Annotated in this window: 17 protein-coding genes; 3 read left to right on the forward strand and 14 right to left on the reverse strand. The window is 47.4% G+C overall.

Features of this window, described 5'->3' with window-relative positions:
* Positions 1-146 precede the first annotated feature (146 nt).
* From argJ to rpsF, 4 genes are all read right to left on the reverse strand, one after another.
* Positions 147-1,388: a bifunctional ornithine acetyltransferase/N-acetylglutamate synthase gene (gene argJ / locus QUA77_RS08885; protein ID WP_333449894.1), complete on the reverse strand. Its 1,242-nt coding sequence runs from the start codon at positions 1,386-1,388 to the stop codon at positions 147-149.
* Between the two features lie 326 nt (positions 1,389-1,714).
* Positions 1,715-1,855, reverse strand: a complete 141-nt coding sequence (locus tag QUA77_RS08890; RefSeq protein WP_333035219.1) for a hypothetical protein — start codon at positions 1,853-1,855, stop codon at positions 1,715-1,717.
* Positions 1,856-1,916: 61 nt separating this feature from the next.
* A complete protein-coding gene (locus QUA77_RS08895; protein ID WP_006631905.1) occupies positions 1,917-2,111 on the reverse strand; it encodes a hypothetical protein in 195 nt (64 codons plus the stop codon).
* 826 nt (positions 2,112-2,937) lie between these two features.
* Positions 2,938-3,273 (reverse strand): 30S ribosomal protein S6, encoded by a 336-nt coding sequence (rpsF, locus tag QUA77_RS08900; protein ID WP_015176119.1) that lies wholly within the window; start codon positions 3,271-3,273, stop codon positions 2,938-2,940.
* Between the two features lie 15 nt (positions 3,274-3,288).
* On the opposite strand from rpsF, the gene QUA77_RS08905 reads away from it, so the two are divergent.
* Entirely contained in the window at positions 3,289-4,206 is a 918-nt protein-coding gene (locus QUA77_RS08905) for a carbohydrate ABC transporter permease (protein WP_445302067.1), read from the forward strand.
* Positions 4,207-4,579: 373 nt separating this feature from the next.
* Here the strand turns inward: QUA77_RS08905 and QUA77_RS08910 are convergent, their stop codons facing one another.
* From QUA77_RS08910 to glyA, 7 genes are all read right to left on the reverse strand, one after another.
* The gene (locus tag QUA77_RS08910; protein ID WP_333449896.1) at positions 4,580-7,135 is read right to left on the reverse strand and encodes an HDIG domain-containing metalloprotein; all 2,556 of its coding nucleotides are present in this window, start codon (positions 7,133-7,135) and stop codon (positions 4,580-4,582) included.
* Between the two features lie 418 nt (positions 7,136-7,553).
* Positions 7,554-8,702: an ADP-ribosylglycohydrolase family protein gene (locus QUA77_RS08915; RefSeq protein WP_333449897.1), complete on the reverse strand. Its 1,149-nt coding sequence runs from the start codon at positions 8,700-8,702 to the stop codon at positions 7,554-7,556.
* Between the two features lie 160 nt (positions 8,703-8,862).
* Positions 8,863-9,303 (reverse strand): type II 3-dehydroquinate dehydratase, encoded by a 441-nt coding sequence (gene aroQ / locus QUA77_RS08920; RefSeq protein WP_138920973.1) that lies wholly within the window; start codon positions 9,301-9,303, stop codon positions 8,863-8,865.
* Positions 9,304-9,415: 112 nt separating this feature from the next.
* Entirely contained in the window at positions 9,416-9,553 is a 138-nt protein-coding gene (locus QUA77_RS08925) for a hypothetical protein (RefSeq protein ID WP_006631912.1), read from the reverse strand.
* A 299-nt stretch (positions 9,554-9,852) separates the two neighbouring features.
* Entirely contained in the window at positions 9,853-11,109 is a 1,257-nt protein-coding gene (locus QUA77_RS08930; RefSeq protein WP_333449898.1) for a competence/damage-inducible protein A, read from the reverse strand.
* A gap of 97 nt (positions 11,110-11,206) precedes the next feature.
* Complete coding sequence (locus QUA77_RS08935; protein ID WP_190663118.1) at positions 11,207-12,262, reverse strand: MraY family glycosyltransferase; 1,056 nt, start codon at positions 12,260-12,262, stop codon at positions 11,207-11,209.
* A gap of 454 nt (positions 12,263-12,716) precedes the next feature.
* On the reverse strand, positions 12,717-14,000 hold the full coding sequence (glyA, locus tag QUA77_RS08940) for a serine hydroxymethyltransferase (RefSeq protein WP_333060851.1): 1,284 nt from the start codon (positions 13,998-14,000) through the stop codon (positions 12,717-12,719).
* Positions 14,001-14,168: 168 nt separating this feature from the next.
* Here glyA and QUA77_RS08945 point away from each other — a divergent pair, with 168 nt between their 5' ends.
* Both QUA77_RS08945 and QUA77_RS08950 read left to right on the forward strand, forming a co-directional pair.
* On the forward strand, positions 14,169-14,366 hold the full coding sequence (locus QUA77_RS08945; protein ID WP_006631916.1) for a hypothetical protein: 198 nt from the start codon (positions 14,169-14,171) through the stop codon (positions 14,364-14,366).
* Between the two features lie 142 nt (positions 14,367-14,508).
* The gene (locus tag QUA77_RS08950; protein ID WP_333035098.1) at positions 14,509-14,979 is read left to right on the forward strand and encodes a Tic20 family protein; all 471 of its coding nucleotides are present in this window, start codon (positions 14,509-14,511) and stop codon (positions 14,977-14,979) included.
* A 52-nt stretch (positions 14,980-15,031) separates the two neighbouring features.
* Here QUA77_RS08950 and QUA77_RS08955 read toward each other — a convergent pair whose 3' ends face one another.
* The 3 genes from QUA77_RS08955 to QUA77_RS08965 all read right to left on the reverse strand — a co-directional run bounded on the left by QUA77_RS08955 (position 15,032) and on the right by QUA77_RS08965 (position 18,032).
* Complete coding sequence (locus QUA77_RS08955; RefSeq protein WP_333035096.1) at positions 15,032-15,811, reverse strand: fumarylacetoacetate hydrolase family protein; 780 nt, start codon at positions 15,809-15,811, stop codon at positions 15,032-15,034.
* Between the two features lie 102 nt (positions 15,812-15,913).
* On the reverse strand, positions 15,914-16,513 hold the full coding sequence (locus QUA77_RS08960; RefSeq protein WP_333449899.1) for a 5-formyltetrahydrofolate cyclo-ligase: 600 nt from the start codon (positions 16,511-16,513) through the stop codon (positions 15,914-15,916).
* 97 nt (positions 16,514-16,610) lie between these two features.
* A complete protein-coding gene (locus tag QUA77_RS08965) occupies positions 16,611-18,032 on the reverse strand; it encodes an NB-ARC domain-containing protein (protein ID WP_333449900.1) in 1,422 nt (473 codons plus the stop codon).
* Positions 18,033-18,190 lie beyond the last annotated feature (158 nt).

The raw sequence follows: 18,190 nt of genomic DNA on the forward strand, positions 1-18,190 counted from the left end.
ACACAAGTTTCAGATTTTTGGATTTCCCCCCTGGGGGGGGATTTTAGTTTAAATTGTGTGAAATTTGCCTTCAACTTTCTATCGTCTGGTTTTGTTTGTGTAGGCGCGGTTTCTAACCGCCCGGACTTCTAACCGCCTGGACTTATTTAAGTCGTATACTCCGCATTAATCTTCACGTAGTCGTAACTCAAATCGCATCCCCAAGCTTTCGCAAAACCGCTGCCATTCCCAACACTAACCTGAATTACAACCGTATCAGCCTTCAAATATTCGCCCTCTGCAGCCGCTTTCATATAATTACTTGCAGCCGCGCGATCAAACTCTTTAGGTTGTCCGTTTTCCATCATCAAAAAATCCCCCAATTGAATCCGCAAATTCTCTTGATCGAAAGGTACGCCAGCGCGCCCCGCCGCCGCCGCAATTCTGCCCCAATTCGGGTCGCGTCCGAAAATAGCAGCTTTCACCAAAGAAGAACCGACAATTGTTTTGGCAATTTTACTCGCAGAAACTTCATCCAGCGCCCCACTAACTTGCACTTCCACCAAACAAGTTGCACCTTCGCCGTCGCGGGCGATCGCCTTTGCTAAATGCACGCAAACTTCTGTCAGCATCGCCTCTAATTTTTCAGCATCTGCCCCCATTTCCGTAATTGCCGGTGTGCGGGATTGACCGTTTGCCAAAGCAATTAGCGAATCGTTGGTACTGGTATCGCCGTCTACAGTAATTTGATTGAAACTTCTGTTAGCCGCCCGACTCAGCATTTCTTGCCACAAATGCGATGACACTGCTGCATCGCAAGTTACAAATGCCAGCATTGTTGCCATATTAGGGTGAATCATTCCCGAACCTTTGCAGATGCCGCCGATGCGGACGGGTCGATCGCCAAACATGGTTTCCAGGGCGATCGTTTTCGGCACTAAATCAGTCGTACAAATAGCCTTAGCCGCCGCATTAGAACCAGTTTCCGATGCCTCAGCAACTAATCGGGGAATTGCCGCCCTCAGCGGCTCCATTTTTATCCGCTGTCCAATGACGCCAGTGGAGGCCAAAAGAATCGATTCTGGAGGAATATTCAGCGCTTCTCCCAACAATTTGGCACTTTCGAGGGCATCTGCCAAACCTTGTTCGCCCGTAGCAGCATTAGCTTGTCCCGCATTACACAAAATTGCTTTCGCGCTGGGTTTAGCTTGCAAACGCTGGCGGCAGTAGTCCACGCAAGCGGCCCGGACAGTCGATGTGGTGAAGACTCCGGCGGCGATCGCGTCTACCTCTGACAAAATTAAACTTAAATCCGGCAAGCCTGAAGGCTTCAAACCCGCTGTAATTCCCGATGCTCGATACCCTCTGGGTGCTGTAACTCCGCCGTCAATTTCTTTCCAGTCCGACATGATGACCTCCCTACTAGCCTTCAATCTGCTGAAAGGGGATTATATCAAGTTTCTCGGCACAAACGTCTTTTATGGTTTGTGATGTATACTTTTGAGGCTATCCCACTCTGGTTTAGCTCACCCTTTGCTCAAACGGCTCTCTATACAAGCAGTACGAGCGAGATATTACCAATTCCCAATTCCCAATTCCGCATAAAACTAATCGCGGCTTCCAATCTAGAGTTAGAACTCAAGAAGAAGTCGCGACGGTTTTGTAATTGACATTATTAATTTTTAGCTGGCAAACAACAAACTCGATTCAACTATCTCGCCGTTGAAAAAAGGAGTTATTTGCGATCAATATTCGCTGGAGAACCAGCATCTAAACCCACTTCAGCAGCCACACGGCTCAGCATGGATTCCTGACGGTTTTTGACTACGTGTTGATGGCGCATCATCAGGTTGCGGGCTTGTTCTTGAGTTGACATAACTGATTTCTCCAAATTATAGGTAATAACTTCGTAGACAATTGTCGAAATTGAGCTTGCCCTAGCTCATGGTGGCGTTGCTGCGATCGTAACTGGCTTGAAAACTGGGCTGCGGTTTGCCTTGAATGTGACCCCAGTAGTGCGTATCTTCCATCCCGACTTCGGTGGCGGTGCGATTGAGCATGGATTGCTGGCGGTTCTTCACCAGTTGGTGGTGGCGCATCATCAGAGAGCGAGCTTGATTTTCAGTAGACATAGGGGGTTCCTCCGTATTCTTTAGATTAATGTTGAGCTGGTTTTTTCTTCTCTTCTATCACTATAACAGACAATTCTGTATCTAAAGCTACCAAATTAAAATTGTCACAAAACTTTACAATTGGGCTATGGGGCGAGAATCTCGATCGAGGTTGCAGGGAGTGCGATCGAGCTTGGGCTAGTTGATTGAGCCCCAACCTCAAGCAGCAGTTGGCAAAATTTGACAATATTCCTCTTCTAAGAGCCACATTTTAGCGGCTACCTAATTGCCAAGGGCAAAAATAACTTTATAGTTTGGTTCAGAGCTATAGATGCAGAATTTTGCCTCTCAAGGAAGTCGAATGTGCCTTAGTTAGCAGTAAATTTAATAAGTAGCGAATCACAATTAGATTTAGAATGATTAAGCCGCTCTGCTCAAGCACAATCAAGTTTTTTGTAGTCAACTAGATAATAGAGTTGGGCTAAGTGAATCGCCCTCGCCATCCTCAAAAAGCGAACTTTCTTTGTTGATAAAAATAGATTAAGTCCCCGCAGCCTCCCCACAAAAAAGAGCGATCGTCCTCCCCTAGAAAAACAATCGCCCATTATTCACCTATAATTTCAATCAACATCAAGTCCCGCCCTTAAGAAACTATGCTGTACCCACAATTCCAGAGATCCCCCTAGCCTCTTGTTCACGAGGATGCCACGGGGAGCGAAAGGCTCTGACGTTAGTTTTCAAGTTGTGTGTACAGGGTAGCCCTGAAGAAAGGCGTGCCGGGGAATAAGCGGCCCTAATCGTCAAACAGTAGACTGGTACCACATAAGACGTTAAGTTGACACCAATGCTACTCGGCGACTTCAGCTTCCGCTTCCGCTTCAGGTGCATCTGGCACATCTTGCTTGATTGTCAAATAGCGAATCACTTCTTCGCTCAGACGCATCGCGCGCTCCAGGGTAAAAATTGCAGCGCCCGGAGCTGTATAGTTCATTTGAACGTATACTCCGTCCCGGTGCTTGCCGATTTCGTAAGCCAAACGGCGCTTGCCACGGTGCTGAGTTTCGATGTTTTCAGCACCTTGATCGCGCAAAATAGTTTGATATTTAGCGATCGCCTGGTCTGTCATTTCTTCACCCAAATCAGGGCGCAGAATGTACATAGTTTCGTAAATAAACGGTTTCATGGCAATAATCCCCTTATGGACAACAAGGCTTCTCACGAAGCAAGGACTTATTATCATATCCCAACAATGAACAATCTCAAAACTAAAAAACCAAATTCCCCAAACAACACTCCCTCGCCGTGGAACACCCTGTGGACATACAGCATCATGAGCGCGATCGCACTTTTAATGCTGTTTCCCTTGCTGTGGCTGCTCAGTACCTCCCTCAAATCCCCCAACGAAAACATTTTTCAATTTCCCCCGCAACTGTGGCCACAACAGCCAACCCTCGAAAACTTCATCAAAGTGTGGCAAACCAACCCCTTCGGCCGCTACCTGTTCAACAGCACCCTAATTGCCGGCCTCACAGTTAGCATCAACGTCCTCTTTTGTGCCCTTGCCGCTTACCCCTTAGCCAGACTCAAATTTCGCGGCCGCGAAGCCATCTTAATCACAATCATTTCCACAATCATGATTCCTTTCCAAATAGTCATGATTCCCCTATACATATTGACTGTACAACTCGGACTCAAAAATAGTTATTTAGGCGTAATCTTTCCCGGACTAGCCTCAGCCTTCGGCATATTTTTATTACGACAAGCATTCCTAGCAGTTCCCAAAGAACTAGAAGAAGCGGCCCGCATCGACGGCTGCAGCGAATTAGGCATTTGGTGGCACGTCATGATTCCGGCAATTAAGCCAGCCTTAGTCACTCTAGGAATTTTCGTATTAATCGGTTCTTGGAGCGACTTTCTATGGCCACTGCTAGTTTTAGACAGACCGGAATATTACACTTTACCTCTAGGGGTAGCCAATTTAGCCGGGACATTTTCTTTAGATTGGCGTTTAGTTGCGGCGGGTTCGATTATTTCTATTGTTCCTGTTTTAGGACTATTTTTGCTCTTGCAAAAATACATTGTGCCAACAGAAACCGCTGCTGGAGTCAAAGGATAGAATCAAGATAAAAAGTCGGCGTTGATCCGCGTTCATCTGCGGTTAAAAATTAAAATCTTTTGAACTCACAACTCACAAAATTTATTTGTGATGTAGGAACGACCAGAAATCCACTGGATTGTTGACTGCGCGGGGGTTGTAGATACTATCATCGCTTTTGCAAATGCGATCGATGCCCCAGACTGGCAAAAATTGCGATCGCACCTAGCCGGCGAAAGAGATATCGACTATTCGGAGTTTTGAGGAATCAAACAACCTGTGGTAATTGTCAGCGACAATTCTGAAGTGCATGGCTATTCGCGGGGGCCAATCGCAATGAAATCTCATTCACAACTGAAATGCGAGCTGATTTGTCTTAACTAAAAATTTCCTCCTACCTAGGAGTAAAAACTGCACTAGGGTAAGCAATCCGCTTGTGATTGAACTGTTCCCAAACTCGCACAAAAATCTCCGCAATTAGAGACATATCCTCCCGCGTTAAATCCGAATCAATCAACTGATTATCCTGCCAGCGAGCCCTCAAAATCCGATTAACCATATTCAAAGCCTCTTCATGAGTAGCATCCTTGAGCGATCGCAAAGCAGCCTCGCAAGAATCCGCCAGCATCAAAATCCCGGTTTCCCGCGACTGCGGAATCGGCCCATCGTAGCGAAAATCCTCCTCCCTCACTTGGCGACTTGCGATTGTTAACTTTGAATTATCGGCATCTGGCAAAGCAATCTTTAAATCTTCTATTTCTTTGGCAGCAATTTGCTGCGCTTGGTGGTAGAAATAAGCAATTAACATTGTACCTTGGTGCTCGGGAATAAACGCCTGAATTGCCTTCGGCAATCGATGCTTCCGCGCCATCACCAAGCCCTCGCTAACGTGCTTTTTAATAATCTCCGCGCTCGCCCAAGGGTCATTAATTTCATCGTGTTTGTTACCTCCACCCATTTGATTTTCACAAAATCCGAGCGGGTCGTGCATTTTTCCAATATCGTGGTATAATGTTCCAGCTCTGACCAGCTCAACATTGCAGCCGAGTTCCCGGGCCGCAGCCTCCGCCAAACTCGCCACAAACAGCGTGTGCTGAAAAGTCCCCGGAGCCTCGGCAGCCAATTTCTTCAACAGCGGGCGGTTGGGATTGGCAAGTTCCGCCAGCCGAGTCGGCGTAATCAAGTCAAAAACGTGTTCCAAATAAGGGCTGATGCCGATCGCCACAACGCTCCAAGCCAAACCGGCCAAACTTTGCGCGCCCACAGTACCGAGCACGACGTACCAAATCGCACCGACAGCGGCGCTGGCAATCAAAGTCCCCACCAGATAAACCGTGCCCTGAGTCAACCCAAGAGCCAAGCCCAAAAGAGCCAATTCCTCGCGCGATCGCAGCCGCCCAGCCATAAAAGCGCCTAGCAATCCCCCCGCCCCGCTAGCGACTAAATGAATCAACTCCACATTTAAGCCAACGGGCAGCAGCACCGACAGCAGCCCCACCACAGTCACTCCTACCGCCGAACCGTAGAAGCCACCCGCTAAAATCCCGATCGCCGGCAAACTCGTCCAAGGCAGCCCCAAACTCACCAGCACCGGCGCGCTCAAAGTCAGCAGCAGCAATAGCAAATGATCTCTGCGGCGCAACCGGTAGTGCCTTTCCACCAGCAGTACGATCGCAATTGCCCCCGCGACTAAACAAACAAAACCCGTCAGCCCCAGCCAATTCACCCCCCGCCGGCTTAAACCAAAATAGTCCAGCAACACGAAATCTTCCTGCGAGATCTCTTTTCCTTGCACAACAATTATTTCGCCCTGATCTACTGCGATCATGACGGGTTTCACCTTTTGCGCCGCTAATTCAGCTAGCTGTTTGGTTTCCTCGCGATCTCTCACCAGATTTGGCTGCAAAATCGCTGTTAAACCCTCCACCGCCAAAGCTTGGGACTCTAACGGCACTTCATCAGCAACTTGCAGCTTCACAGCTTCTTTCAAAATCTCTTTTGGCAACCCCTGCGGGATACCTTGAGCCACCATCCTTTTTGCCGCCCGACTCATACCGGTTTGGGTTTTCTGCCAAGCTGCATCCGACAAATCAAACAGCGAAGTATCGTAAATCTGTGGCAGCCCCAAAACCGAGGGTTGTCCCAGCGCCTCCACAGCATTGAGATAGCGGCGGCGAGCAGAGGAAATAGTTTCTGTCAGGCTTTGAAACTCTGCTGCCCGGACCGATCGGCTGTAAGCTTGCAGTTGAGCGATCGCATCTTGCTGAGACTTGTTATCTGTTGCCGCAGCAATTGCGGCGGAATCCAAACTCAATCGCTCGGAAGTTGCACTTTTGTCCCCCGCTTGCGCCACAATAGATCGCCACTCCCACTCGGGACAGCCCCGCAAGTAAATCTGAGCCGCATTTGAGAGCACCGAGGGACTCGCAAACGGAAACGGGCCTACCGCTTCCCGCAGCTCGCTTCCCTGCTGCAAAAATTGTTGTAATTCTCGATAAATTTGTCTATCGACCGCAGAATCCAGCATTAATATCGCTACAGCCCCGCTCCGCGCTGCTTTCCGCTGTTCTTCAGTAGTTTTGTAATCGGGGATGCTAGCAGTAGCAGGAGCCTTAATCGTCTGAGGAGCTTTCGTCCCCACATCCAGCTTCGGCTGGTTGTAGAAGCGGTGGCCCAGAGTGCTGCTTAGGGAAACTACCGCTACCAGCGCCAACATAGGGGAACGAGCTTGATTTTTGAGGCTTGATTTGGAGGTTTTACTTGTAAATTTAGTAGTAAAAGTCTCGGGAAGAATCCATTTCGGGCGCGACAAACGGCTCAGGAGAGGCCCGCCAGCGCGTGAGGTATCTGCTTTGCTGCTGCCATTTTGCACTTTAGCAATGTGTTGGCGCAGTGAGCGCGCAGCCCCTAGCTGCTCAATCTGCCGCATCAATGAGGAGAGCGTATTCATTTGTGTCGAAGATATATCACTGTTATCCAGCAGCTCTGTCAGAATTTCTGACTATGCATCTTGATTGATTTTATCCGAACTACCGTGGCTGAATATTCAACCCTCCAGGCTACTTTGCCTGACTATTGCCAGCAGTTGGCTTTCCTGACGGTGGCCAACAACGCAAGCAGCTTCTTTGCTTCCCTTGTCTGTCTTGAACAGAACTCGCGCGCGAGGGCTAAAAACCTTGTTTCTCCGTAGATTCTTCGTTTTCCAACCCCGTATTCTCGTTTAAACCTGGCTTGTTGGGGCAGGCGTGTCCGATTTAATTTTTCACTTTTTAATCTTTAATTGTCGCTCTCCTTCCACTTTTGCTTTTGACTTGTTAATTTCTAATTGCTAATTTCTGGTTTCCCCTTACCGTCAAAAGTTCCCAACTTTATACTTTACGAGGTCTAATGACATAAGGTGCAGCCACCGATCGGGCTAGCGCTGCGGAATCCAGTCGGGCATCTGGGCTGTAAACTCCTGCCCAAACAGCAAACAGGTTATTTGCTAACTCTACAATTTTTACATCGCTGCCAGTTCGCCAGAGCGAAGGTTCTTGGCCGTCGGCTAGCTGCTGGGATTTAAGCTCAGCCGAAGATACCTGTCGCCATTCTACAGGAATCGCAGCAACGCCGTTATAGGCTCCAGACAAAGCTCCCGTCAAAGCGCAGGTTATTTGTCCGGCTATGCCACAGCGGGCGGCCCGCACCACGGACAACCGCAAGTCTTCTGGGGTGTTCAAAAAGCAGTAGAAAGCTAAGGCAATGGGAATGAAATTTCCAGGGTTGACAATTGACTCGGTTTGTAATTTTTTTTCATCTTCGCCCTGTCTTTCTCGCAAAGCTGTGGCGCTTTTGCACAGATGAGTGGCGGCTGTTTCTAAATCGGCTCCCTTTTCTAGTAGTATTTGCACTTGGAGCAGCAGCTCTGTTAAGGCATTATCTGTTTTCAGGTAGGCAAGTGTTTGCTCGATCGCTGTCGCGGGGTCAAGTCTTTCTTTGAGCGATCGGGCGAGCGTATATGCTACTGCTAAAATTGCTGTTTCCCATTCTGGCTGGTTTTCGTTGTGCCACACCTCTATCGCCAGCATGATTTTTTCTCGCAGCTTGGCTTTATTTTCGTGAAAAAACATCGCGGATGGCAGCGCAGCCACGGCAGCTTCACCAGGGTTAAGCAGGGTTTGAAACTCACTGTTGCGGGGATGGTAGATTTGCGACTTGGCAAATGCTTCCCAAGTATCGCGCCAATCTTTTAAATCTAAACCTCTACACCTAATTAAACTTTGAGCGCACGCTACCGCAAGTCTCCCGGATGCCGATGAGTCTTTGCCAGTTGGGATTTTACTGTTGACATAATTCAACCCCAATGTTGCGCCACTTACGGTCAATTGTTGGTGTTTCGTCAGTTGTAAAATCGGCTGCAAGTCTTCTGTTTGGGGGGGAATACCCACGAGTTGCCTCTGGTATTGCAGGCCTATAGAGTCTCCTAAAACTGCCCCCAGGATGGTTCCTTGAAACTTGTTCAACAGGGAATGCCGCATTTGAATTTAACTCAAGTTTTTAGTAATTGGTAATTTAGAATTCTTCCTGGTTTCCTTCTTTGCCTAACTCTTGTGATTAATTGGAATTCAACTCAAACATATAAGGGCTGGTTTTCCATCTAAAACCTGCCCTCATCCGATCGCTATAATCGGTAAATTTTTAATTTTTAATCAGGTAACTAACTAGAGCTTGCAACCCCAGCCGATAACTTTCTGAGCCAAAACCGCTGATTTGCCCGATCGCCACTGCTGCGATAAACGAGTGGTGCCGAAAAGCTTCCCGCCGGTAAATATTGCTCAGATGAACTTCTACCGCAGGGATATTCACCGCGGCGATCGCGTCTCTAATTGCCACACTCGTATGAGTATAAGCTCCAGCATTAATCAATAAGCCTTGGTGCTGCCCTAACATTGAGTGAATTGCATCCACCAATACCCCTTCATGATTCGACTGCTGAATTGAGACTTGCACCTGGAGGGCTTGCGCTTCTCGTTCTAGCAACTTGTTGATATCATTTAAAGTCGCAGAACCATAAACTCCAGGTTCTCGCTGACCCAATAGATTCAGATTAGGGCCGTGAAGTACCAGGATATTTAACAATTTTAAAATTTCCAGTGCAACAAAAATTATGAGAGTTTTGACATGAGATTTAGAACGAGTCTGCCACCTCAAACGTCAAACCTTAAACCTCAAAGTTCTAATTCAGTCCCGACTACCTGCGATTCCTAGGTTGGTTGACAGGAATACGAATAGGTTCGAGTTCCGGTTCAGGTTCGGGACTCAGCAGTCCTTCTATCAGCTTGCGAACCCATTCTTTAATTTGTTCCAGCACCTTTTCAATGTCTTCCATTGAACGGATAGCTCCTTTTTTTATAGTCTAGATTGCTAAACCGACGGCTAAATATCTGAAAATAAGCAAGCACGACTTTGAAACCAAAGGTCAAACTTGCTTTCTCACTTGCTGGTTGTTTTGAGCAATGGAGAGAGTCAGTATCTTGGCCAATCAGTCCTATCTTATTATCATAACGAATCTTTACAGATAATCAAGAGGCAAAAGGAAAATTGCCGAATTATATCGGAGTATAGAGTGTTAAATAAAGCTTAAGCTTACGGTTGACTGTTGACAATTGACCAATCGTAGGATTTTTTCTAAGCTTTTGCCAACAATAATTTACGCCGCAGCCGATCGAGCGCCGTACAGCTACTCAGATTCCGAATCCAATCGCGGCCTCGGGCATCGCCAAAGCGGTATTCAAAACTTTCTGCGTCGCCGCGGGGGCCCGCTAAACCGATATAAACCAGTCCGACAGGTTTAGCGTCTGTGCCGCCTCCGGGCCCGGCGATGCCTGTAATGCTCAATCCCCAACTGGTGTTGAGGCGAGATTGCACTCCCGCAGCCATTTGTTTTGCCACTTGGTGGCTGACTGCCCCAAATTCGGCTAAATCTTGCGGATTAACACCTAATAATCCTTCCTTAACCCGATTGTCGTAAGAAATAATCCCGCCCAAAAAGTACCTCGAACTCCCGGCAACACCGGTCAGCATCGCTCCTAACCCGCCTCCCGTGCAGGATTCAGCCACGCTAAGAGTTTCGCCAGCCAACAGCAGCAATTTACCGACAGTCGAGGCTAGGGTATCGGTATCGGCACCGTAACAGTCTAGGCCAGCAATCTGCAGCAACTGTTGTTCGATCGGCTCAATCAAGTTTTTCGCAGCTAAGGACGACTCCGCGCGGGCCGAAATTCGCAGTTTGACTTCGCCGTGATTGGCGTAGGGAGCCACAGTAGGATTAGTTAAATTCAGAAAACTATCTACTTTTTCGGCCAATGCCGACTCAGTAATCCCCCAAAATTTCAATGTGCGGCTGTAAATAGTGGCGCTGCACCAGCCGCCATTTTTCAGATAAGGAACGGCGGTTTCTTGCCACATCAAGTGCATTTCCGCCGGTACGCCGGGGAATGTCATTACTGTCACGTCAGAAACCGGCTGCCAAATAATGCCCGGTGCAGAACCGCTGCGGTTCGGCAGAATGTCGGCAGTTTCTGGAATTAAAGCTTGTTTGCGATTGCTGGGACTCATGGTGCGTCCCCGCTGGGCAAATTTGTATTCGATATCTGCGATAATTTCCGGCTTTTCGATGAGGGGAACCCCAAAAAAATCGGCGATCGTTTCGACTGTCAGATCGTCTGGTGTGGGCCCCAGGCCTCCGGTGAAGATTAAAAGCTGCGATCGACTGACAGCGATTTCTAACACTTGTTTGATACGTTCTGGATTGTCCCCCACCACTGTTTGATAGTAGTGAGGGATTCCCAGACTTGCTAATTCTTTGGCTAAAAACTGGGCATTGCTATTAAGAATATCGCCTAACAGCAATTCAGTGCCAACACAAATAATTTCAGCAACCATTCAATTTTAGATTTTAGATTTTGGATTTTAGATTGGGGAATTAATTGGGGAATGACAACAGTCAACAGTCAACCGTCAACCGTCAACCGTCAACTAACTATCGAGCGTGTCTCCAAACTTTCCAGCTAGCATATCCCAGCAAACTTGTTGCACCCATAGCGTAAATTACGCCGCTCGGAAGCGAAAAAGCTAGGGCTAAACTTCCCACCCACAGTGTCAGTGAGTAAATAAATAAAACCGCAAATCGATGGGATAGTCCGGCTTCTAGAAGTCGGTGGTGGAGATGGCGCTTGTCAGCAATAAACGGTGACTTGCCGTTGCGAAGTCGATCGAGAATCACCGCCGACATATCTAAAATCGGTACAGCTAAAATTAAATATGGCAGCAACACAGAAGTAACAGCCGTAGTTTTAACTAACCCAATTACTCCCACTCCAGCGAGAGTAAACCCGATAAAATAAGCCCCGCCATCTCCCATAAAGATTTGAGCCGGATTGAAGTTGTAGCGCAGAAATCCCAAGGCCCCGCCAGCTAAAGCCGCTGCAATCAGGGCCGCCGCCGGTTGGTGCATCGCCAGACTGACAATCAGCATCACAACTGCTGCAATCCCTGAAACTCCGGCCGCTAAACCGTCCAAACCGTCAATCCAGTTGATGGCATTCGCCATGCCGACGAGCCAAATCACGGTAATTGGCAAGCTCAGCCAGCCAATATTAGTCAGTCCCAAGGAGGGAACTGTCAGAAACTCAATCTGTACGCCTGCCATCCAAACGATGCTGGATACGCCAATTTGCATGAGCAAGCGTTTTAATGCCGATAGCGAAAATAGGTCGTCTGCTAAACCGATGAGGAAGAATCCGATGCCGCCGAGGGTTACTCCCCAAATTTCGTATTCGTCTTTGGGATTGAGAACTTGTCCGTTAGCATCAATGAAGCCTCCTGAGAGCCAGACAAATAAGAGGGCAGTGATAGTGCCGAGAAAGATGGACACTCCTCCCAAGCGCACCATAGGGCGCTTGTGGACTTTTCGCTCGCCTGGTCGATCGACTCGCCCGCTTTTGAGACCAATTTTTTTGACTATTGGCGTACTCCAGAGGACGATGATCGCAGAAACCAGGAAAGCGAGTATGTGGTACAGATACTGGTACGGCATCTGAAATCAATTTTAAATAGTGCGGGGCAATTAGGCTGTCAGGCAGAGTCTACTACATTTCAGATGGCTTATAACAAGGAAACATCTTGAAGAGCGACTGGGGGTTTGGGAGTCGGAGATTTGCCACAATGGCAGTTACCCTGGGGCGAATAGTCAGGTTGTTCATTCATAACTCTCGAATTAACGATTTGAAATATCGACTTTTTCGCGAGCAAAAAAGTCGATATTTGGCGAGCGGGCCCAGTTGAGCGGTATCTTTCACAACCGACAAATACCGTTAGTCAAACCAGCCCCGCCCGACAAATATCTTTACTAAAAACCGTATTGGCGATCGATATTTTTGGTGAAAACCGCTTGTCAATATCGCTACCGGCAACTCTCAATCTTTTCCTGCTCTTTTACCCTTTTACCCGTACACTTCCAACTACCAATTTCCCATTGCCGATCAGGAAAATTAAGCTAATGCCGGCACTTTTAAGTACAAGTGGGGATATAAGGGGAAGCGATCGCACAGTGCTGCTACTCGACGCAGGCAGTCGGCTGCGACGCTTTCATCATCTGGATTTAGCAGGCGATCGGCAATAATATTGCCAATCTCGGTAAATTCTGCTGTTCCCATTCCCCTGGTGGTCATCGCCGGCGAACCGAGTCTCAAACCGCTAGTGACAAAGGGCGATGCCGGATCGAAAGGCACGGTATTTTTATTAGCAGTAATATTCACACCGCTGACTAATTGGTCGGCTTGTTTGCCTGTCATGTTTACCGATCGCAAATCAACTAGCATTAAGTGATTGTCCGTGCCGCCGGAAACGAGTTTTAAACCCCGCTGCTGCAACTGTGCAGCTAATGCGCGCGCATTTTCAATTACTTGACCGGAATAAGTTTTAAATTCAGGCTTTAAGGCTTCGCCGAAAGCTACTGCTTTGCCCGCAATGACGTGTTCTAAGGGGCCACCTTGAGTGCCGGGGAAAACTGCTTTGTCAAACTTTTTACCTAATTCCGGGTCATTGGTCATAATCAAGCCACCACGGGGGCCACGCAGGGTTTTGTGAGTGGTGGTGGTGACTGCGTGACAGTGGGGGAGGGGGTTGGGGTGATGCCCTGTGGCGACTAACCCGGCGATGTGGGCGATGTCGGCGAGCAGGTAGGCTCCGATTTCGTCGGCGATCGCTCTAAACTTCTCAAAGTCGATAATTCGCGAATATGCTGAATAGCCACAAATTAGCAATTTCGGTCGGTTTTCTTTGGCAAGTGCCAAAATTTCGTCGTAGTCGAGCTGTTCTGTTTCTTGGCTGACGCCGTAGTGAAAAGCTTTGAACCATTTGCCGGATACGTTCACTGGCGAACCGTGGGTCAAGTGCCCGCCGTGGGACAAATCCATGCCCATTATTCCGTCTCCGGGTTCCAGCAAGCTCAAAAATACTGCGAAGTTGGCTTGAGCGCCGGAGTGGGGCTGAACGTTGGCGTGAGCGGCTCCAAATAGCTGTTTGGCGCGATCGATCGCAATTTGCTCGATGCCGTCAATAAATTCGCAGCCGCCGTAGTACCGTTTCGCTGGCAGGCCTTCGGCGTATTTATTGGTCAGCACTGAGCCTTGAGCTGCCATTACCGCTGCGGAGGTAAAGTTTTCGCTGGCGATGAGTTCTAGGTGATCCCGCTGCCGCTGGAGCTCTTGCCCGATTAAATCGGCAATCAGCGGATCGGTTTTGGAAAGGAATTCTAAGTTAGTGTCCGTCACAATAATCAACCTCTTGACAAATTTGGGATTGGGAATTGGGGATCTTATACCGTACTACGGATTTCGCCCCATTGATATAAATATTACGTTGTGTTCAGGTTAAGCCGTTTGTCCCCAACTCCTGACATACAATGAAATTACTGGTGTGAAACCTGTCGGAGGTATCAAATGTTAGTCATTTTAATGGAAAATCAGATGCTTGCCCCTCAGTGTGTTTGCCAAAGTTGTTTGCTGGCAGATCGCACTGGCCAACCGCGCTGGAGCGGTGGAGAGCTTCGCTGTGGACATCCAGTTGCTAAACCTACGGAAAATTTGCCCGATCGGTACGAGTGTCAAATGGGCTTCGTCATTGCCAATATTAAATAAGAAAGCCTGCCGTTGGTAGTTGAGGCTGCTCCCTGCTGAGTGAAAAGCAAGTTCCGGCAGAGTCGAAACACAAACCCTGCTGCTGCGTTATCCTGAGTTTAATGGAATTCATAGTTAATCGATCGACTCAGGAGAGTTCATTATGACTTGGCGCGGATCTACAACTGTTCCAGACCGGATTTTTGCTTCTTTGCCTTATTTGCTCCCGTTGGTTGACGGGCTTGCCTTTGGCAGGTTTCTGTTTACACAGTTTCCTGTCCTGCAACTGTTGTTGATACCGCTAGCTCCTTTGATGCAAATTTATAGTTTGCCCTTTGCTAGCTTGATTATCTTCTTTGCTCTGTATTTAGGAGTAGTTAGAAACGAAAACATCAGTCACTTCATTCGTTTTAATGCGATGCAGGCAATTCTTTTAGACATTGTTTTGATGCTGTGCGGTCTGGTTTTGCCGTTTTCTAACGGCTTACAAGTCGCATTTATTACGGAAACTCTGTATAACATGGTGTTTTTGGGCGCTTTTGCTGCATTTGTCTATGCAGTTGTGCAGTCGCTTTTGGGACGCTATGCAGAGATTCCTCCGCTTTCGGATGCTGTTTATATGCAGGTACGTTAGTCAATGGGCAGTTGGCTGTTGGCACTTGACAGTTGTTGGTGATAATTACCACTTACCCATTACTAATAACTACTGTATTTTCAAGACTGCCGATGCCTTCAATTTCGATGCGGACTCGATCGCCTATTTGTAGCGGCCCTACTCCTTGTGGCGTTCCAGTCAGTATCACATCGCCGGGAATTAGGGTCATTATTTGACTGATGTAGGAGACGAGAAAGTCTGGGGAAAAAACCATGCGATCGATCTGGGATGACTGTACCGGTCGCTCGCTCTCATTGATAAAAGTCTGCAACTGTGCTGCAGGACTCAGTTCGCGGACAATCCAAGGCCCCAAGGGACAAAATGTATCGAACCCTTTGGCCCTCGCCCACTGGTTGTCCCGCTTTTGCAAATCTCTAGCTGTTACGTCATTGGCGATCGTATAGCCCCAAATTTTGCTGTGTGCTTGTTCGGGAGTACAGTTGGTACAATGTTCGCCAATTACCAGGGCTAATTCTCCCTCGTAGTCTACCCTTTCCGACTGCTGCGGATAACGAATCTCTGCACCTGCTGGGATGACGGCACTCGGAGGCTTGAAAAACAACAGGGGTTCTTCGGGTACTGGGGTTCCCATCTCGGCGGCGTGATCGACATAATTTTTGCCTACGGCTACAATTTTTGAGGGAGAGCACGGGGCGAGAATTTGGTAAGTATCTGGTGAAAGTTCCAAATCGGTTGGTTGTCCTTTTAACCAGGGCGGTGCATCAAATACTTGAACGCTGTGGCTTAGTTGCAGTAAACCGTAATGGATGTGTCCTTGTGTTGTTTTAACTCGAACGTAGCGCTGGGCCATAGTATTTTAGATTTTAGGTTTTAGATTCTAGATTCAAAAAGACTTGTGCAAGTCCTAAATAGAATATATATAAACATGGATCTAGGGATAATTTCTGAAAATTTATTGCTCGATCGACCTTCTTAATTTTTGCTGTACGATTGTCAAATGGCTTTCCGTGCAAATTCCGTGCAGCGCTTTGTCCCAGGAGTCAACTGGTAGCTGGGCGAGCAAGGCAAATTCAAAGATAATGCCGATCGTAACTTTTGATTCCCACTCAGCTAAACTAAGCATTCGATCGTAATAGCCACCGCCGTAGCCCAAGCGATAGCCACGCACATCGCAGCCTACTGAGGGTACGAGCATTAAATCTACTTCTGAGTGGTCTATTTTAGGAGCATCCGGCAGGGGTTCGAGTATGCCATAAGCTCCAGTATGTAAAGCCTCTCCGGGCTGCCAGATGTGCCAGGATAGCTCTTTGCCTACACAGCGGGAAAATCCCCATTTGCGGGGAGTTACAAATAGGGGACTTAAATCTGGTTCTTGGCGACAACTGAAATAGGCGAGGATTGTTTTTGCTTGGGTGAATAGGGGCGAGTTTTGGAGATGATTGCAGATGCGATCGCTCTTTTGTCTCCATTCTTGTGCTGATAGGGATTTGCGGGTGTGGAGGAGCGATTTTCTTAATTCGGTTTTAGTTAATGAAGGTTCAGCAGTATTCATAATTTCATATTAAATCATAGCTGCGGCTAGGAAGACGGCAATACCGTGTCTCCTATTTTGAAGACACGGCATTGCCGTCTTCCTACAGAGTTCGTGGCTAATTAACTAGATTTGATATTACATATTGTCTCACCACAGGACAAACGCTGAATAGCGTTTCATTCTCCATTTCTTCTATTTCAACTAACGATCGCCTCCCCAAAGATTGCAGCCCGTTGAATAACTCAGAGGGCGATAAATCGGCATCTTGTAGTAATTGCTCTATTGAAACTGAATTTGCTTCGCGGCTGAGGCGGGAGATGAGGTTTTTCTCTAATTCTGACAAACGATTTATCTGCGGGTGCAAGTTTGCAGCCAATTCTTCCCCTAAAAATAGCATATCATATTTTAAAAATTCTGCAACCCTACCTCGGAATATTTCTTGAATGGTAGTGGCGACTATTTTTAACCACAATGGATTGCCTCGGTAGGTGTTAATTAGGTTTTCCCATGTTTCGGGATTGAGTAAAGTTTTTTGTCGGAAAATTTCGGCTGCTGCTGTACCTATGCCTTTGAGTTGTAAGCTGCGAACTTGTGAATTTTCACCTTTTAACGCGGTAATTTCTCTGGGTGGTTCCCAACTGTTGAGGATTAAGCAACTGTTGTGGGTTGTTTCTCCGATTTGTCTGAAGAGGATGCTGTAATTTTCGCATTCGGGGCGGTAATTTCCTGCTAATTTTCCGCTGCTGAGAATGGTTTGCACGTCGTCGAGGATAATGAGACAGGGGGTTTTTCGCAGATATTCCATTAATAGGGAAAGGCGATCGGGAATGCTGCTAGGGAGTTCGATTTCTGGTTTATTTAAGAGAAATTCTAGGAGATTTTTTAGGGTAGTTTCTAACGGTGGGGAGTGGCGGAGACTTCGCCAGATGACGTATTCAAAGTTATGCTGAATTTTTTGGATGAGGTGGAGGGAAAGTGCGGTTTTGCCGATGCCGCTTATTCCTAATATGGCTGCAAGGTTGCACTTGTCTTGAACGATCGATTTTTCGAGGGTGGCGAGTTCGGATGTGCGTGAAGCGAAGCTATCGCCATCAGGCGAATCGCACAATGATGAAATATGAGGTGCGTCTGCTAAGTCTAGTCTGGTTTGGGGTTGGGAGGTGTCTGAGGTGGGGGTTGAGGGCGATCGCTTTTCTGGATATTCTGAAGATTGACTATCCTTACAGACATTGACATTACCAATAAAAAAATCGTTTCCCGAATTTGATGAAATGATGAATAATTGTCGTCTCTCCAGTGTCGATCGTAAATTGGATGGAGTGACTTCTTCATCTAATACATTTGATAAACGCTTCCATAATTTTGAAGCTACATTCCTGACGTGACCTTCGCTACAATGCGATGCTTCTGCGATTTGAGAGTATTTTTGACCTTCCCATACACCCCCCAAGATAGCTTCTTGCAAATCCTCCAAATGTTCTCCCGTCTTAGCGAAAACCAGGTCGTCGGCAAATCTCAAGACTTCTTTAACGTCCATCGGTGAGTTAAGTTTAGGGGTTTAGCCTATTATACCTGCTATTTTATGACATTTTCTGACATGGATGGCAACATTTGACTTTTTTTGAGAGTTAGCGTCAGGTAAAATAACTTACATTTTCTGACTTTTTATGACTGGACATCACTATAAATATAATG

The organism is Microcoleus sp. K5-D4, assembly GCF_036704575.1.
In the GTDB taxonomy this organism is placed as follows: domain Bacteria; phylum Cyanobacteriota; class Cyanobacteriia; order Cyanobacteriales; family Microcoleaceae; genus Microcoleus.

Coding starts and splice junctions, on each gene's coding strand:
- argJ (WP_333449894.1), bottom strand. CDS start 1,388: ATGTCGGACTGGAAAGAAATTGACGGCGGAGTTACAGCACCCAGAGGG.
- QUA77_RS08890 (WP_333035219.1), bottom strand. CDS start 1,855: ATGTCAACTCAAGAACAAGCCCGCAACCTGATGATGCGCCATCAACAC.
- QUA77_RS08895 (WP_006631905.1), bottom strand. CDS start 2,111: ATGTCTACTGAAAATCAAGCTCGCTCTCTGATGATGCGCCACCACCAA.
- rpsF (WP_015176119.1), bottom strand. CDS start 3,273: ATGAAACCGTTTATTTACGAAACTATGTACATTCTGCGCCCTGATTTG.
- QUA77_RS08905 (WP_445302067.1), top strand. CDS start 3,289: ATGGACAACAAGGCTTCTCACGAAGCAAGGACTTATTATCATATCCCA.
- QUA77_RS08910 (WP_333449896.1), bottom strand. CDS start 7,135: ATGAATACGCTCTCCTCATTGATGCGGCAGATTGAGCAGCTAGGGGCT.
- QUA77_RS08915 (WP_333449897.1), bottom strand. CDS start 8,702: ATGCGGCATTCCCTGTTGAACAAGTTTCAAGGAACCATCCTGGGGGCA.
- QUA77_RS08925 (WP_006631912.1), bottom strand. CDS start 9,553: ATGGAAGACATTGAAAAGGTGCTGGAACAAATTAAAGAATGGGTTCGC.
- QUA77_RS08930 (WP_333449898.1), bottom strand. CDS start 11,109: ATGGTTGCTGAAATTATTTGTGTTGGCACTGAATTGCTGTTAGGCGAT.
- QUA77_RS08935 (WP_190663118.1), bottom strand. CDS start 12,262: ATGCCGTACCAGTATCTGTACCACATACTCGCTTTCCTGGTTTCTGCG.
- QUA77_RS08945 (WP_006631916.1), top strand. CDS start 14,169: ATGTTAGTCATTTTAATGGAAAATCAGATGCTTGCCCCTCAGTGTGTT.
- QUA77_RS08950 (WP_333035098.1), top strand. CDS start 14,509: ATGACTTGGCGCGGATCTACAACTGTTCCAGACCGGATTTTTGCTTCT.
- QUA77_RS08955 (WP_333035096.1), bottom strand. CDS start 15,811: ATGGCCCAGCGCTACGTTCGAGTTAAAACAACACAAGGACACATCCAT.
- QUA77_RS08960 (WP_333449899.1), bottom strand. CDS start 16,513: ATGAATACTGCTGAACCTTCATTAACTAAAACCGAATTAAGAAAATCG.
- QUA77_RS08965 (WP_333449900.1), bottom strand. CDS start 18,032: ATGGACGTTAAAGAAGTCTTGAGATTTGCCGACGACCTGGTTTTCGCT.